The organism is Bacillus sp. FMQ74, from assembly GCF_001875785.1.
In the GTDB taxonomy this organism is placed as follows: domain Bacteria; phylum Bacillota; class Bacilli; order Bacillales; family Bacillaceae; genus Bacillus; species Bacillus stercoris.
Genome location: NZ_MOEO01000003.1, coordinates 102,451 through 117,902, shown reverse-complemented (window position 1 = coordinate 117,902; position 15,452 = coordinate 102,451). Strand labels below are relative to the sequence as shown.

Here is a 15,452-nt window from a genome sequence, read left to right as displayed (position 1 = left end):
GTATCCCCCTTTGATTTCCGTCTTATTGAAGCCGGCTCATAGTGAAAGTATCATGACGGAATAGCAGGAACAATCCTTTTCCCCCTGTTACCGATAACAGAATAAGGCGTTTACAGCGTTGATTCTCGTACAATTAACTCTGGTTCAAAAAATAGGCTTCCTTGAGCAGCACCGTCTTCATTCATTTTTTTCAGTAACATTTTCGCACAGGCTTCTCCCATTTCAACAACAGGCTGTCTGACAGTAGTCAACCGCGGCGAGGAGATGCGATCAAGAAACACACCGTCATTCCCGGTAACCGCCACATCTTCTGGAATTCGCTTTCCAAGAGATTGTGCCGCACGAATAACGCCGAGCGCGATTCGATCAGATGCGCAGACAAATGCCGCCTGATTGTCCATGGATGTCAGCAGTTCTCTTGCAAGGCCTTCACTTTTCTTAGAACTGTTGTCGATCCGAAACATATTCGACTTTTTAAAGCTTTCATTCATCGCCCGTATATACCCCTGTTCTCTTGAACGTTCAAAAGGCTCATCTAAATCAATGCCAAAAAAGACCACTTCCCGCTCACCCAGCCCCATCACATGGCGGGTTGCCATAAAAGTGCCTTTCTCGTTATTCACATCGATAAAGTCATAGCCCATTTCATTTTGCCCGAATACGACGAGCGGCTTCTCAAACGCTTTTATTACACCTTCAAAATCAGTCTTTCTCAAGCCGGTGGCAATAATGCCGTCACATTGGCCAATATTGAGAGAATTTCTTGTCACAAGCTGGAGAGCATAGTGATTGCGATCCAGCTCCCTGCTGATTCCGGTCAGCAGGTTCATGTAATATGGTTCTGTCGTATCCATTTCCTCAAGAATCAATAGTTTCACAACCTGTGTTCTGTTTTGCACGAGCGCTCTTGCCGCATAATTAGGGATGTAATTCAGCTCTTTCATCGCAGAATGAACAAGCTTTTTCAATTCATCTGTTACCGTCTCAGGGTGATTGATCACTCGTGATACCGTCATTTTCGAAACATTAGCTTTTTTTGCCACATCTGACAACGTTGCCATTTTCATCCCCTCCTTAACTGTGCTTATTATCCAAACTAGTGAAAAAGTCCTCTATTACTGCTAAATATACAATGCAGGCAAAAGAGAAATAAAAAAGAGATTTCCTTCAGGAAACCTCACATTGTTAAAAAACTCGATTTTTAATAAATTCTCTGCCCGGCAATGAGACCAGATACGCCCTTCACAAGAAAGGATCTTTTTAAATTTCCGTCCACTTTTTCTCTAAAATCGGATAAGAATAATTTTGCATTTGCTCAATTAACTCATCCGGCCGTGACGAGCTGTGAATCAGTTTTAGGTGCGATTCGTTAGAAAACCCTTCTTGTATGCTGTATTTCACCATTTTCATCATCGGTTCAAAATATCCGTTTACATTGTACAGTCCGATTGGTTTTTGGTGGATGCCGATCTGCGCCCAGCAAAGCACTTCAAATAATTCTTCATATGTACCGAACCCTCCCGGCATTGAGATAAAACCGTCCGCCAGCTCGCTCATTTTAGCCTTTCGTTCATGCATCCCGTTTACTTCAATCAGCTCAGTCAGGTTTTGATGAACAACCTCCCCGCTGAACAAACCGCTTGGCATGACCCCGATTGCAGTTCCGCCGTTTTCCATAATCGCGTCAGCAATCGCGCCCATCAAGCCTACGCGGGAGCCCCCATAGACAAGCCCGATTCCCTGCTCAGCCATGTACGTGCCAAGCTCTGCCGCTTTTCTTTTATACGCTTCATTTCCCCCTGGGTTTGACCCTGCAAATACACAAATGGTTTTCATCTTGTCATCTCCGCATCTATATATCGTGTTAAACATCTCGAAAGACACTATATATTGTCCCATCTTCATGTGATAATATCAATATGAAATACATAAAGAATGCAGGAGTGATGATGTTGCAGCTGGCTGATGCAGAAAAATGGATGAAAGAGTTTTACGAAAAAAGAGGCTGGACAGAATACGGGCCGTTTATTCGGGTCGGCTTTTTAATGGAGGAAGCCGGAGAACTGGCCCGTGCTGTCAGGGCGTATGAAATCGGCAGAGACCGGCCGGATCAGAAAGAATCGTCACGCGCCGAGAAAAAACAAGAATTGATCGAAGAAATGGGAGATGTCATCGGAAATATCGCCATTCTTGCTGATATGTATGGTGTCTCTTTAGAAGACGTCATGAAGGCCCACCAAGAAAAACTGACAAAACGATTTGAGCATGCATAAAAAAAGCGGCCGCAATGGCCGCTTTTTTCAACCTGTGATTTCATCATGGTGATCAAAGAAATGCTGCTTTCCTATTTTGTGAAAAAGGCCTGTTTTATGCAGCAGCTCCTTCGGCTGCGATTGTAATCCTACAATCATCAGCTTTCCATTGTGGCGTTTAATTCGATTCATAATGTTCCCTAGCACCGCTTCAGCTGACGTATCCATATAGTGCACCTTATTCATGAGCAGGATGAGGGTTTTCGGTTTTTTCTGTACATGCTCCAGCAATGACGATTCAAGCGAATCAATTGATCCGAAAAACAGCGGCCCTTCTATAGCATACATGCTGACAGATGGATCTTCTCTCTTCGCCAGAACAGGATGCGATTCCTGATTGTGGATGCGGGTCGCTTCGCTCATTCTCCTGATAAAGAACACGAATGCAAGCAGCAATCCGGTTGCCACACCGATGATTAAGTCAAACAGAACCGTAAGGGCGAAGGTCGCCGCCAAAATAAAGGAATCAGCGTTTTTCAGTCTCAGCATATTTGCGACTTCCTTGCGCTCACTCATATTCCATGCGACCACCATGAGGATCGGCGCCATACTGGCTAGCGGCACATGGGATGCATAAGGCGCGAATACAAGCAGGACAAGGAGAACGACTACACCGTGAACGACGCCGGAAACAGGGGAGACCGCTCCGTTTTTAATATTGGTCGCCGTTCTCGCAATCGCTCCTGTAGCAGGGATTCCGCCAAACAAGGGCGCTGCCATATTCGCAATCCCCTGGCCGACAAGCTCTTTGTTGCTGTCATGCTTTGAGCCCTTCATGTTATCAGCGACCATTGCTGACAAAATCGACTCAAGACCTCCAAGAAGCGCGATGACAAGCGCTGCGGGAAACAGCATGACCATTTTATCCAGAGTAAGCTCAGGAAACTGAAATTCAGGCAAATGGCGGGGGATTTCTCCATAAGTTGACCCGATCGTTGCCATGCGGTCAGGGAAAAAGACAACCGCGACCACTGTGGAAATAAGAAGCGCCAACAAAGCGCCCGGCACTTTAGGCATCACTTTGGCGGATACAAGCAAAATGACGAGCCCAATCACAGCTGTCAAAATGGCATACACGTTAAAGGTGCCGAGCTGCTGCACAATTTCAAACATGTTGTGATGAAAGTTTTCATGTTTTTCAACATTTCTCAATCCGAGAAAATTAGCGATTTGTTCTGTAAAGATTAACACGGCAATTCCGGCTGTAAAACCGATGATAACGGGTTTTGGCACGAATTTCATTATTTTTCCCAGCTTAAACAGCCCGAACAGCACCAGCATCACCCCTGCCATAAACCCGGCAATCAGCAGATTTTCCAATCCATACTGCATGATAATGCCGAATAGAATCGGGACAAAGGCACCTGTCGGACCGCCAATTTGATATTTGGATCCTCCAAACAAAGAAATACAAATCCCTGCTATAACAACAGTGTAAAGCCCATATTCAGGCTCGACTCCCGAGGCAATGGCAAACGCCATCCCTAAAGGAATTGCCACGACACCTACTACGATACCTGCAATCAAGTCTTTCTGAAATTTCTGTAAATTGTACCCCTTGAATCTCCCTGAGAATCGCATATTTTGTTATAACCTCCCTTATTAGTGATTGTTTATAAACTCAGTTTCATAACCGTTAATGACCACATCAAGATTTCCTGTTTCAGGATGAATGACAAGCCCGTGTACCGGCACCTTTTTCGGCAGCAACGGATGGTTCTTGATCAGATTCACACTGTGGGAAACGCTTTCTTTCACGCTGTGAAAACCGGTCAGCCACGTTTTCAAATCAAGTCCCGCGCTCGTCAGCAAATTCAGACAGCTATCCTCTACTCCGCGTTCCTTTGCTTTCTCAAGAATTGAGGAAGCATTCAGTCCTGACATTCCGCATTCATGATGGCCGACAATGCAAACCTCTTCAGCCTGCAATTCATAAATCGCGATCAGTATGCTTCGCATCACGCTTCCAAATGGGTGAGAAACGATGGCTCCCGCGTTTTTCACAATTTTAGCATCACCGTTTTTAAGCCCCATTGCTTGCGGAAGAAGTTCTGTAAGCCTTGTATCCATACAGGTGACAATGACGAGCTTTTTTGAAGGAAACTTTGTCGTTTTGTACGGTTCATACTTCTTCTCTCTGACAAACCGCTGATTGTGTTCCAAAATTGATGTTAAAGAAACCATTTGATTCATCTCCCATCCATATGATTTTGCAAGCCTTCTTCCCCAGCTTACAGTAAGGAATTATAGCATAGGAATTCACTGCGAAAAGGCTTTCAAAAAAAGACACTATAATTGGACTGTAGAATCAAAACATAAACATTTATATCTTTCAAAGATAATAAAATTTATATTTATTGAATCCTATAATCTGGCTCCAACTCGACATTGATGATTTGTCTGACAAAAAATATAGGTGAATTCTGATAATTAAAAAACTTTTTTAAGCGGATTTAGCTGTTCTATCTACATTTTAAGTTCAAAAGAACCAGAAATCAAAATGGACGCAGCAATATTTTTAACATCTATTTATTTCCGATATAATAAAATGGACAACAGCCATAAAGGGGGAGCCTTGTTGAAACCATTTGTATTTATCACAAAACCGATTCCTGAAGAGATTGAAGCATTCATCGGTGAACATTGCCGTTATGAAGTATGGCAGGAGGATACGCTTCCGAGCGATGTGCTATTTGAGAAATTAAAAGATGCGGAAGGGCTTTTAACGTCAGGAACGTCGGGACCGTCAATCAATCGTGAATTGCTTGAACACGCGCCCAAGCTCAAAGTGGTCAGCAACCAATCAGTAGGCTACGATAACTTCGAAATAGAAGCAATGAAAGAAAGAGGAGTTGTCGGCACTCATACACCTTATACACTGGATGACACAGTAGCAGATCTGGCCTTTTCTTTGATTCTGTCTTCCGCAAGACGTGTTGCCGAACTGGACCGTTTTGTCAGAGCGGGAAAATGGGGAACCGTTGAAGAGGAAGCGCTTTTCGGAGTTGACGTTCATCATCAAACGTTAGGCATTATCGGCATGGGCAGAATTGGCGAACAAGCAGCGAGACGCGCCAAATTTGGTTTTGATATGGAAGTGCTTTATCATAACCGCCATCGCAAACAAGAAACGGAAGACAGCATCGGCGTTAAGTACGCTGAGCTTGATACATTGCTGGAGCAATCTGATTTTATTCTGCTCATTACGCCGCTGACAGATGAAACGTACCAAATGATAGGAGAACGTGAATTTAAGATGATGAAGGATTCAGCAATTTTCGTCAATATTTCCCGGGGAAAGACAGTTGATGAAAAAGCGCTGATTCGCGCCCTTCAGGAAGGCTGGATCAGAGGAGCCGGCTTAGATGTATACGAAAAAGAGCCTGTTACCCAAGATAACCCGCTCTTACAGTTGGATAATGTCACATTACTTCCTCACATTGGTTCAGCAACAGCTAAAGTGCGGTTCAACATGTGCAAACAGGCTGCCGAAAATATGATCGCAGCCATTCAAGGACAAACACCGAAAAATCTTACAAGAGAATTTCAATAAAAAAAATCCGGTCTGATACAGACCGGATTTCATATTACCTATGCTGAAGAACAGCACGCTTATAAATATGGCGGGTAACGATATAATAAACAGCCTGGAACACAAAATAAATGAAGATGACAATTACAGCCTCAAGAAATAAGTTGGAATTCAGCATATTGCTTAACGCTGCATACGCAAAGCCGGCGTGAATTGTACCCGCAATAAATGGGATGAAGAACAAAAATCCAATTTGCTTTCCAAGGATCGAGTGAATCTCTTTGTCCGTAATTCCCATTCTCTTTAATGCTAAAACTTGCACTCTTGTATCTTCTATTTCTGTAAACATCCGCAAATACAGCATGCTTCCTTGCACGATAAAAAACAGCACGCTGACAAACAGACCAATAAACAGCATTAATGCAACTCCCTGCTTCACGATTTGATAGCTTGGAGCACGTGTTTGAAAATCAGATGTATGTTCTTTCGGCACCATGTTTTCAAGCTTTTCAGAGACATCCACCGTCTCCTGCCAATGCTCAAGCTCATAACCTACCACTCTCATCTGTTCCTTCAGCGGCACATTCTGTGTCAGACTGTCAAAGCTCTTTTCGCTGACAACCAATAAACGGCTGACTCCGTCGACTGACATCAGTATCCCTTTGTTTTGCTGCTTTTTCATAGTGTAGGAAAGTGTTTTTCCTGACTTCATATGAAATGCCGCTGTTTCCCCTTCTCCAAATGTGTCTTTCACCATCATTTGAAAAGGAACATTGATAAATGCCTCATTTTCTTCTAAATGAATAACTGGGAACCCTTTTTCCTTTGCGACTTGATTATAGATATTTGCTGGAATCAGTAAGGCTTCCGTTTCTGTTTTCTTGTTTCCATACGGCAAATCTGATTGGAAAGTGACCGGAATCCCTGTTGTATCGACCTTATACTTGATAACAGCATGAGCTTTTTTCAATGTATGCTCAGCCGTCTCAGGCTTCATGACCTGAAATCGCGACGCGTCTTTTTCCACCCAGGAAACAGACTGAGGAATGCTTTGCTCCTCCTGCGTTTGTAAATCGGAATAAAACATATAGATGACACCTGTAGCCGTGAGTATAACCGCTGTAATGACAGAGGTTAAAAACAGCATGCGTGCATGATCCTTCAGCCTGAATATCATGTTGGAACGCACAATGATATTCGTGCCTTTATAAAAGCTGTTTTTCTTTCTGTACAGCATGCGGAAGAACGCCACACTGCTTTGGGTAAAAAAGAAATACGTCCCGATTAATACTAAAATCAAAATTGGAAAGACACGAAACATCATATCGATCGCATTGGCTGTTGCAGATAAGTAATAGCCGCTGCCAAGACAAAGCAAAGACAGCACAGTGAGCCATTTCGAATAGACCGGCAGGCTTTTCGGCTTTTGGGCCGATTTAATCAGTTCAATGATTTCCAGCTTCCGAATCCGCCCCAGTGATAAAATGAGCAGCGTCTGAAACAGGATGAGAAAGCCGACAGCTGTCATCACAAACGCTTTCGGTACAATGGCAAACGAAATCGGCACCTTCACGCTGAGCATCCATGTCATGATCATAAAAAACAGTTTTGAAAATAAAAGGCCTGCTCCAATGCCGGCCGCAATCGCTGCAAGAGAAATAAGTGATTGCTCATAATAAATCATCTTGCGAAGCTGCTGCTTTGATGTGCCAAACAGCGTCAGCAGGCCAAACTCTTTCTTTCTTGCCTGTAAAAACGCCGAATTGGAATATGTGATGAAAAATATACAAAACACAATGATGACGACAAGAGCTGCGCTCAAACATGTTTTGACAAGGCTTCCGCCATATATATTGTCTTCATTGACATCAGGATGAAAAATAAAAGATGTGAAGACAAAAAACACCGAAACGGCAAACACACAGCTTAAAAAGTAGGCAACATATCGTTGCAGATTCCCAAGAATGTTTTTACGGGCGATGGTTCTCAAATTCATGAAAATCGCCTCCCAACACACTCAAGGTATCCAATATACTTTGATAAAACACCTGCCTGTTTGTTCCTCTGTGAATCTCTGAAAAGAAACGTCCGTCTTTAATAAACACAATCCGTTTACAGAAGCTTGCCGCTGTGGCATCATGCGTAACCAATAAAATCGTCGCTTCCTTTTCTTCATTCAGCTGAGCCAGTGTGTTCATCACTTGCTTTGCCGATTTTGAGTCGAGGTTTCCTGTCGGTTCATCTGCAAGAATGAGGGCCGGGTTGTGAATAATCGCTCTGGCACAAGCTGCCCGCTGCTGCTGCCCGCCCGACACCTCGTATGTACGGTGGTCAAGAATATGCTTGATTTGCAGCGTATCCGCCAGTTCATCCAAACGGGCTTCCATTTCTCTCAGCTTTACCTTATCCAATGCGAGCGGCAAGAGAATATTTTCACGTATCGTCAGCGTATCAAGCAGATTAAAGTCCTGAAAGACAAAGCCGAGTTCTCTTCTGCGAAACATAGCCAGATCCTGGTCCTTTAACGTTTTCGGCTGAATGCCGTTGATCATCATCTCGCCCTGCGTCGGCTTATCAATGGTAGCCAGCAAATTCAGGAGCGTGGTTTTTCCGCTTCCAGACGGCCCCATAATCCCGACAAATTCTCCTTTTGCCACACTGAGATCAAAGGCGCTGAGCGCTTGATATGAGATTGTCCCTTTATTTGAATAGTACGTTTTCGATAGGTTCGTTGTTTGCAACACGTTCATGTTCTGCTCCTCCTTTTTCTTTATTATAAAAAGGAAGTCAGCATCCTCCCATCGAACTTTCTTGCAATTCCGCTCCCCAACCTTACAATGCTGTCACATTCACGAGGGTGTCACTTGAAAACACGATGGTCATCACAGTGCCAGTTCCTTCTTTTGATTCCGCATACAGCTTATGGCCGAGACGGCTGCACACCTGTTTGGCTAAATAAAGGCCCATTCCAGTTGCCTCTTTCATGGTTCGTCCGTTTTCTCCGGTGAAAAACGCGTCAAAAATCCGCGGGAGATCCTGCGGCGGTATGCCGATTCCTTTATCAGCAACCGACAATCGTGTCTCATGTCCCTGTGTTTCAATCCGGATTGTAATAGGGTCTCCCACACCTTGCTTTGAATATTTTAAAGCGTTGAAAAGGATTTGCTCGACAACAAAGGAAAGCCACTTTTGATCACTGGAAATCTGAACGGCATTTGGCGGCACATGTAATGTTGGAAACAGGCGCCGTTTAATAAACTGACGTTTTTCCTGATTGATCAGTGAACGAACCATTTCGGCCAAATCAAAGGTTTGCGGCTTTACATCAAAGGCGAATTCCTCCAGCCGGGCCGTTTGCAGCATCATATCAAGACCGTGGCGAAATCTCTCATTTTCATCCTCCAGCTCCTCTAAAAACGTCGGAAAAGAAGAAGAGGTTCCGTTTTTTCCTTCTTGAATCATTAAAGAAATGACAGATACCGGTGTTTTCATATGGTGGACCCATTGATTGGTGAAGGTATAATGCTGCTTTTGCTGATTGATATATTGTGAGAGCCTGCTTTCGTATTGCTGCCCGAGTGCGTTGATTATTTTCGTCCAAAGCGCTTGCTCTCCTGTTCTTGGCTTTCGGGCTTTCAAAGACTGTCCGATGTCATTTGCAGCAGACGTTTGTTCTGCAAGCTTTTTGACATAGGTGAGAAAGGAATATTGCCGAACGTAGTCAGCTGCAAAACCGGCAGCTAGAAGAACACCAGGCAAAATCCATATATACATCATATTTTCTTTAGATGGTTCTGCGCCGCTCTCTATGATGCTTAAATACGCAATCAGCATGCTGGCCCCTATCCCTAATAATGAAAATAGTATAATGGCGAAACGGTCGATGAGATAAGTCTTTAACACTCCGCTTCATCCTTCCGATTGACTTGAAATTGATAGCCTTGTCCTCTGATTGTTGAAATACAATCTTTCAGTCCGGCATTCTCCAGTTTTCTCCGCAGCCGGTTGACATTGACCGTTAACGTATTGTCATCGACAAAATCAACGTCATCCCATAACGCCTCCAATAGCTCATCACGAGAAACAATTTTTTTATGCTCCCTCACAAAAATCGAGAGAAGCTGGAATTCTTTTTGGGAAAATAGAATCCGGGTGCTGTCCCATTCGGCCTCATTCTGATCAGGATAAATCGTCAGCCCGCCAAGTTCCAATATTCTTGATTCCTGCGGCAGAGAGGGCGAATATTCACCGTATGTGCGGCGCAGGACGCTTTTGATTTTGGCCATCACTACCTCTAGATGGAACGGCTTTGTGATATAATCATCGCCGCCATTTTCAATCGCAATTACCTGATTCAGCTCATCGGTCCGCGCTGAAATAAAAATAATTGGCGCATTGGAAATGGTACGGATTTGCCTGCACCAATAAAATCCGTCAAAAAAAGGCAGGTTAATATCAAGCAGGACAAGATCAGGCTTCATTTCTGCAAATTCCAATTTTATATCATTCAGCTGTTCAGCAATTTTCACTTCATATCCGTATTTTTGAAGATGACCGCCCAGCAAAGAAGCAATCCGCTCATCATCTTCCACAAGCAAAATCCGATACACGTTGATCCCCCTTATATGTACATCACGATGATTTTTCTAGAAGATTCCAAAATTATTATAGCATGTGCAGAATAGTAAATCGGTCTTTTTCTTTTCATTATGATAGAATGATAAAGGTAAAATTTTCATAATAGGCAGGTGTCGTGATGAAGAAAATCATGCTGTTTCTGGCCATTACGTCAATTCTTTCAGCATGTCAGCCCAACTATACCGGGAAATACATAGAAATTGGGGATACACTAACTGAATATAGCAAAGAGTGCTTTAAAGAGAATAAAATTCCTTATAAATACGAAAAGGGAAAACTGTATATCCCGGAAGACGCATTTGATACAGCAATCAATACTTGTTCATAAGAAAAAGCCTGCAGTTAACCTGCAAGCTTTTTACGTTACAAAAAATGAGTATTTAATTTCTCTTCAAATTCTGAAGGGCCCATATCCCTTTTTTGAATGTCACCGCCGTTTTCATGAATTGTCAAATGGCGGTCTGACATGACCATCCTTCCGCTCGGCGTCAGCTTTGAGGCAAGCGGTGATTTGTTAAAAGGAGATTTTTCATGAGAGTGAATCATGTCCTTCATGTTATCTAAATCACAGAGATCACTCTCTTCAAGGGTAAAGGCGTACCCAATTTGCCAGCCTTCTCCTTTGTCCATCAGCAGCAAATGGCTGCCCTTTTCTGTCTCTTCTTTTTTGATTCGGAATAACCCGACCGGTGACTGTACCGTTTCTCCGGAAAGCGGTATCGGCTGGAGCGCAAGGTTGATGCCGAAGCCGATATCAACGAGATAATCGCCGTTTTCCGCAGACAGCAATACAGCAGCATGCGTCCCTTCTAGCGCCCATCCCTCTTGATTGCCTGCATAAACCGTTCCTCGAATGAGCTTCACATGAAACCCGGCCTCACGCAAGACAAAATAAAGGAAACCATTTAAATCGTAGCATAGGCCGCCGTGCTGATCTTTGAGCAGACGTCGCCACAGCTCTTCTTTTGTGATCTTATAGTTCTCTTTTGCTAGTACGGCACGGTTTTCAAATGGAAAACGGTATGCCATTGCTTTGAGAAAAAGGGGAAGATCACCGAAGCTGACATGGTCTTTCTCCCAGCCGATTTTCTGAAAGCAGTCTTTTAGAAAGTCACTCATTTTTATCACCTAAACTTCTTCTTGAACGTAAGCAGCCAGCTTCTCCAGCGCCTCTTGTTCATCTTCCCCCTGGGCAATCAGGGTAACCTCAGTGCCTGTACTTACCGCCAGGCTCATCAGTCCCATGATGCTTTTGGCGTTTACTTTTTTCCCATCCTTCTCAAGAAACACATCTGACGTAAACCGGTTTGCTTCTTGTACAAACAAAGCAGCAGGACGTGCTTGCAGTCCTGTCTTTAATCGAACTTCCACTTTCTGTTGAACCATAAGATCTCCCCTTTTCTTTACGGTTATTTTAAAGTGACGGTTTGCCCAGTCCGCAGCTGTTCTGCGATTTCGTCAAGTTTTCTCAGCCTGTGATTGATTCCTGATTTGCTGATTTTCCCACTTGCTACCATTTCCCCCAGCTCTTTCAGCGTCACTTCCTGATAATCAATCCGCAGCTGCGCGATTTCCCGAAGTTTTTCAGGAAGCGCCTCCAGACCGATTCTTTCATCGATGTATTTAATATTTTCCACCTGTCTCAGCGAAGCGCCGATCGTTTTGTTTAAGTTGGCTGTTTCACAATTGACGAGGCGGTTGACCGAATTTCTCATGTCCCGGACGATTCTGACATCCTCAAATCGCAGAAGCGAGTTGTGAGCGCCGATTATGTTCAGAAACTCTGTAATCTTTTCAGCCTCTTTTAAATAGGTGATGTAGCCTTTTTTCCGTTCAAGCGTTTTGCTGTTTAACTGAAACTCATTTAACAGGTCACATAATGAATCGTTATGCTCCTTATAAAGAGAGAAGATTTCTAAATGATACGAGGAGGTTTCCGGATTATTGACCGAACCTCCTGCCAAAAATGCCCCTCTCATATAAGAACGCTTGCAGCATCTCTTTTTGACCAGCTCTTTCGAAATACTTCGTTCAAACACAAAGTTCTCCCCGAGTATTTTTAAATCCTCTAAGATCGCTTTTGCATTTTCTGAAAAACGCACAATATAGACGTTATTCTTTTTCAGCCGCATTTTCTTTCTGACCAGCAGCTCGACCGACACGTCATATTGTTTTTTCAGCAATGTATAGATGCGGCGGGCAATCGCCGCATTTTCAGTTTGAACATCGAGTACGAGATGGCGGTTTGTAAATGATAAAGCTCCATTCATCCGGATGAGTGCAGACAGCTCGGCGTTAATGCAGCAGTCTTTCACTTCCAAATTGGTTAATTCTTTTTTTGTTTCTGATGCAAATGACATATAGCCACCTCATTTCAAGGCTTCATTCTTTCAGTAAATCAACAAGAAGAGAGGCCACTTTATGTGTATCGTGACGAATTACGTCATTTTTATACGTTACGATTTGGTCTCTGATGACTTCAAGCCCCATCGCTTTCAGCTCTTCGATATCAAAATCAACAGGACGTGCGGATTCCATTTCGTATTTACGCTTTATTTCGTCGGGAATGTCTTCACTGTTCACTAATATCGTATCAATAAAACCGCAGCCCATATGCTGATTGAGCGCTTTCACATGATCAGCAGCGGTGTAATGGAGCGTTTCACCGGGCTGAGTCATCACGTTGCAAATGTATACTTTTTTCGCCGGCGCCTTTATCACTTCTTCCCCGATTTTTGGGACGAGCAAATTGGGAAGAATGCTTGTATAGAGGCTTCCCGGGCCGATAATAATCAAATCCGCTTCCCTGATCACGTCTATTGTTTCCGGCAGCGGATCAATCTGTTCAGGCGTGAGAAAAACACGCTTAATGCGCTGTCCGTATGCCGGAATCGTTGACTCGCCTGAGACCACGCGACCGTCTTCCATCTCAGCATGCAAAACAACACTGGTATTTGCAGCCGGCAAAACCTTCCCTCTTACATTCAGCACCTTGCTCATTTCTGTGACAGCGTGAAAAAAATCACCGGTTATATTTGTCATCGCTGCCAAAATCAAATTCCCGAGAGAATGGCCTGTTAAGTCATTCCCTTTATTGAAGCGGTGCTGAAAAAGATCTTCAACAAGCGGCTCCACATCGGATAAAGCGGCAAGCACATTTCTGATGTCTCCGGGAGGCGGAATTTTCAGTTCATTCCGCAGACGGCCAGAGCTTCCCCCATCATCGGCAACTGTTACAATGGCCGTGATGTCAACGGGTTTATGCTTTAGGCCCCGAAGCAATACAGAAAGACCTGTACCGCCGCCAAAGATTGCGATTTTCGGCTTTTGTCCCATCTTATTTCCGGCTTCTCTTTTCAATGTCCCGGTGAGTAACATGAGTATAGTAATCCTTTTTGAAATAATCAGCTAAATTCTCGGCTAATGTCACAGAGCGGTGCTGGCCCCCTGTGCAGCCGATCGCAATGACAACCTGGCTTTTTCCTTCTCTTTTGTAAGATGGAAGCATAAAGCTCAGCAGATCAATTAATTTCTCATTGAACTTTTGCGTTTCATTCCACTTCATGACGTAAGAGGAAACCTCTTCATCCTTGCCAGTCAGCGGCCGCATGCTTTCGATATAGTACGGATTCGGCAAAAATCTGACATCAAAGACGAGATCTGCGTCAATCGGGATACCGTATTTAAAACCAAATGACATCACATTTACGGTAAATGTCTCTCCTTGGTTTGAGGCAAAGTGCTTTACAATTTTTTCGCGTAAATCACGCGGCTTCATGTCAGATGTATCGTAAATGATCTGAGAGCGGCCTTTTAATTCCTCAAGCAGCTCTCGTTCCAGCGCAATGCCTTCAAGCGGCAGGCCAGTCGCTGCCAGCGGATGCGAGCGTCTCGTTTCTTTATATCTTGTGACGAGAATGGAATCCTTCGCGTCCAGGAATAAAATTCGCGGTGTGATCCACGGATTTTCGGCCATTTCATCCAGCGCTTCAATCAGCCGGTCAAAAAATTCGCGGCCGCGCAGATCCATCACGAGCGCAACTTTGCTCATTTTCGAATTTGATTCCTTCATCAGCTCTAAAAACTTCGGAAGCAATGAAGGCGGAAGATTATCGACGCAGAAATAGCCGAGATCTTCAAAGCTTTGAATCGCGACAGTTTTCCCCGCTCCCGACATTCCGGTTATAATGACAAGCTGAATATCATGTGATTCACTAACACTCATCTTTCTCCCCCCCTGACTTGTCTTTCTATTTGATGTGCTGTGGGTCTAAACGATAACTGAGCAGCTCAAAGTCCGGTGTATACGTAAATGTGCCGTGCAGCAGCCCTTGTCCCTTCATCATAAAATCAAGGATATGGCCGTCTCCAGGGGCCATAGGCAGGTTCTGAATGTCATTGACATCGTGCCACTGCAGTTTCCCTTCCTCCGATTCTGATACATTTTGTCCTGTATATGAATCAGCGACAAACGTAAACATCATCCACTCGGAGACAATGTGGTCACCGTCTTTAATAATAAAGGTAAAAACGCCTTTTAATTGAGGATTTATGATATAGATACCAGTCTCTTCTCTGTACTCTCTGATGACGGAGTCTCTGACTGATTCTCCGCTCTCCATCTTGCCTCCCGGTGCGACCCACCAGCCGCGTCTCGGCTTTTGAAGCAGAAGAACTTTATCATCCGTCTGAAGCACACAATTTGTCACTCTTTGCAAGTACGTCACCTAACCTTCGTCCTGTCATCGTCTCTTTATTATACCGCTTCAAGATGCCTCCCACAATGAAGAGACATTGACAATCTTTTCTTCTATTTTACAGCATATTCATTCGTTAATTCAGATAATTTTGCTGTAATCAGCATTCATCTTTTATTTTTGGACAAAAAAAGGACACGGATAACTGGAGAATCCGTGCCAAAAAAGTGTATTCATTATAAAAAGGGGGTCAATTACTTTATTAATCATAAC

At 43.8% G+C, this 15,452-nt stretch carries 17 protein-coding genes; 3 read left to right on the top strand and 14 right to left on the bottom strand.

Features of this window, described 5'->3' with window-relative positions:
• Positions 1-110: 110 nt before the first annotated feature.
• Both BLL41_RS07425 and BLL41_RS07420 read right to left on the bottom strand, forming a co-directional pair.
• Positions 111-1,061: a LacI family DNA-binding transcriptional regulator gene (locus BLL41_RS07425; protein WP_071577352.1), complete on the bottom strand. Its 951-nt coding sequence runs from the start codon at positions 1,059-1,061 to the stop codon at positions 111-113.
• A gap of 199 nt (positions 1,062-1,260) precedes the next feature.
• Positions 1,261-1,836, bottom strand: coding sequence for an LOG family protein (locus BLL41_RS07420; protein ID WP_071577351.1), 576 nt, complete (start codon positions 1,834-1,836; stop codon positions 1,261-1,263).
• Between the two features lie 116 nt (positions 1,837-1,952).
• Here BLL41_RS07420 and BLL41_RS07415 point away from each other — a divergent pair, with 116 nt between their 5' ends.
• Positions 1,953-2,273, top strand: a complete 321-nt coding sequence (locus tag BLL41_RS07415; protein WP_071577350.1) for a MazG nucleotide pyrophosphohydrolase domain-containing protein — start codon at positions 1,953-1,955, stop codon at positions 2,271-2,273.
• Positions 2,274-2,300: 27 nt separating this feature from the next.
• On the opposite strand, the gene BLL41_RS07410 is transcribed toward BLL41_RS07415, so the two are convergent.
• Both BLL41_RS07410 and BLL41_RS07405 read right to left on the bottom strand, forming a co-directional pair.
• A complete protein-coding gene (locus BLL41_RS07410; RefSeq protein WP_014665482.1) occupies positions 2,301-3,893 on the bottom strand; it encodes a SulP family inorganic anion transporter in 1,593 nt (530 codons plus the stop codon).
• A 21-nt stretch (positions 3,894-3,914) separates the two neighbouring features.
• Entirely contained in the window at positions 3,915-4,505 is a 591-nt protein-coding gene (locus BLL41_RS07405; RefSeq protein WP_083427955.1) for a beta-class carbonic anhydrase, read from the bottom strand.
• 382 nt (positions 4,506-4,887) lie between these two features.
• Between BLL41_RS07405 and BLL41_RS07400 the strand changes: the two genes are divergently transcribed.
• Positions 4,888-5,865, top strand: a complete 978-nt coding sequence (locus tag BLL41_RS07400) for a 2-hydroxyacid dehydrogenase (protein ID WP_083427954.1) — start codon at positions 4,888-4,890, stop codon at positions 5,863-5,865.
• A gap of 34 nt (positions 5,866-5,899) precedes the next feature.
• On the opposite strand, the gene psdB is transcribed toward BLL41_RS07400, so the two are convergent.
• From psdB to psdR, 4 genes are all read right to left on the bottom strand, one after another.
• On the bottom strand, positions 5,900-7,840 hold the full coding sequence (gene psdB / locus BLL41_RS07395) for a lantibiotic ABC transporter permease PsdB (protein WP_071577347.1): 1,941 nt from the start codon (positions 7,838-7,840) through the stop codon (positions 5,900-5,902).
• Positions 7,815-8,594, bottom strand: a complete 780-nt coding sequence (gene psdA, locus BLL41_RS07390; protein WP_071577346.1) for a lantibiotic ABC transporter ATP-binding protein PsdA — start codon at positions 8,592-8,594, stop codon at positions 7,815-7,817. Before psdA ends, psdB begins: the two co-directional genes overlap by 26 nt.
• Before the next feature lie 82 nt (positions 8,595-8,676).
• The gene (psdS, locus tag BLL41_RS07385) at positions 8,677-9,747 is read right to left on the bottom strand and encodes a two-component sensor histidine kinase PsdS (protein WP_071577345.1); all 1,071 of its coding nucleotides are present in this window, start codon (positions 9,745-9,747) and stop codon (positions 8,677-8,679) included.
• Positions 9,741-10,454: a two-component system response regulator PsdR gene (gene psdR, locus BLL41_RS07380; RefSeq protein WP_071577344.1), complete on the bottom strand. Its 714-nt coding sequence runs from the start codon at positions 10,452-10,454 to the stop codon at positions 9,741-9,743. The genes psdS and psdR overlap by 7 nt, the downstream gene beginning before the upstream one ends.
• Before the next feature lie 146 nt (positions 10,455-10,600).
• Between psdR and BLL41_RS07375 the strand changes: the two genes are divergently transcribed.
• A complete protein-coding gene (locus BLL41_RS07375) occupies positions 10,601-10,810 on the top strand; it encodes a hypothetical protein (protein ID WP_071577343.1) in 210 nt (69 codons plus the stop codon).
• A 35-nt stretch (positions 10,811-10,845) separates the two neighbouring features.
• Here the strand turns inward: BLL41_RS07375 and BLL41_RS07370 are convergent, their stop codons facing one another.
• From BLL41_RS07370 to BLL41_RS07345, 6 genes are read right to left on the bottom strand one after another with little or no spacing between them, the layout of a single operon-like run.
• Positions 10,846-11,610, bottom strand: coding sequence for an arylamine N-acetyltransferase family protein (locus BLL41_RS07370; RefSeq protein WP_083427953.1), 765 nt, complete (start codon positions 11,608-11,610; stop codon positions 10,846-10,848).
• Positions 11,611-11,868 carry an HPr family phosphocarrier protein gene (locus tag BLL41_RS07365; protein WP_003219835.1) on the bottom strand — a complete coding sequence of 86 codons (258 nt, stop codon included), beginning with the start codon at positions 11,866-11,868 and terminating at the stop codon, positions 11,611-11,613.
• Positions 11,869-11,891: 23 nt separating this feature from the next.
• Complete coding sequence (gene whiA / locus BLL41_RS07360; protein WP_071577341.1) at positions 11,892-12,842, bottom strand: DNA-binding protein WhiA; 951 nt, start codon at positions 12,840-12,842, stop codon at positions 11,892-11,894.
• Positions 12,843-12,864: 22 nt separating this feature from the next.
• Complete coding sequence (gene mgfK / locus BLL41_RS07355) at positions 12,865-13,818, bottom strand: gluconeogenesis morphogenetic factor (protein WP_071577568.1); 954 nt, start codon at positions 13,816-13,818, stop codon at positions 12,865-12,867.
• 1 nt (position 13,819) lies between these two features.
• Complete coding sequence (gene rapZ, locus BLL41_RS07350) at positions 13,820-14,707, bottom strand: RNase adapter RapZ (protein WP_003235371.1); 888 nt, start codon at positions 14,705-14,707, stop codon at positions 13,820-13,822.
• A gap of 25 nt (positions 14,708-14,732) precedes the next feature.
• Entirely contained in the window at positions 14,733-15,209 is a 477-nt protein-coding gene (locus BLL41_RS07345; protein WP_014481002.1) for an 8-oxo-dGTP diphosphatase, read from the bottom strand.
• Between the last annotated feature and the right edge of the window lie 243 nt (positions 15,210-15,452).

Bases quoted from the DNA above. Each gene is read 5' to 3' on its own strand.
- BLL41_RS07410 (WP_014665482.1), bottom strand. From the start codon at position 3,893: ATGCGATTCTCAGGGAGATTCAAGGGGTACAATTTACAGAAATTTCAG.
- mgfK (WP_071577568.1), bottom strand. From the start codon at position 13,818: ATGGGACAAAAGCCGAAAATCGCAATCTTTGGCGGCGGTACAGGTCTT.
- rapZ (WP_003235371.1), bottom strand. From the start codon at position 14,707: ATGAGTGTTAGTGAATCACATGATATTCAGCTTGTCATTATAACCGGA.
- BLL41_RS07375 (WP_071577343.1), top strand. From the start codon at position 10,601: ATGAAGAAAATCATGCTGTTTCTGGCCATTACGTCAATTCTTTCAGCA.
- psdB (WP_071577347.1), bottom strand. From the start codon at position 7,840: ATGAATTTGAGAACCATCGCCCGTAAAAACATTCTTGGGAATCTGCAA.
- BLL41_RS07420 (WP_071577351.1), bottom strand. From the start codon at position 1,836: ATGAAAACCATTTGTGTATTTGCAGGGTCAAACCCAGGGGGAAATGAA.
- BLL41_RS07365 (WP_003219835.1), bottom strand. From the start codon at position 11,868: ATGGTTCAACAGAAAGTGGAAGTTCGATTAAAGACAGGACTGCAAGCA.
- BLL41_RS07425 (WP_071577352.1), bottom strand. From the start codon at position 1,061: ATGGCAACGTTGTCAGATGTGGCAAAAAAAGCTAATGTTTCGAAAATG.
- BLL41_RS07405 (WP_083427955.1), bottom strand. From the start codon at position 4,505: ATGAATCAAATGGTTTCTTTAACATCAATTTTGGAACACAATCAGCGG.
- whiA (WP_071577341.1), bottom strand. From the start codon at position 12,842: ATGTCATTTGCATCAGAAACAAAAAAAGAATTAACCAATTTGGAAGTG.
- psdA (WP_071577346.1), bottom strand. From the start codon at position 8,594: ATGAACGTGTTGCAAACAACGAACCTATCGAAAACGTACTATTCAAAT.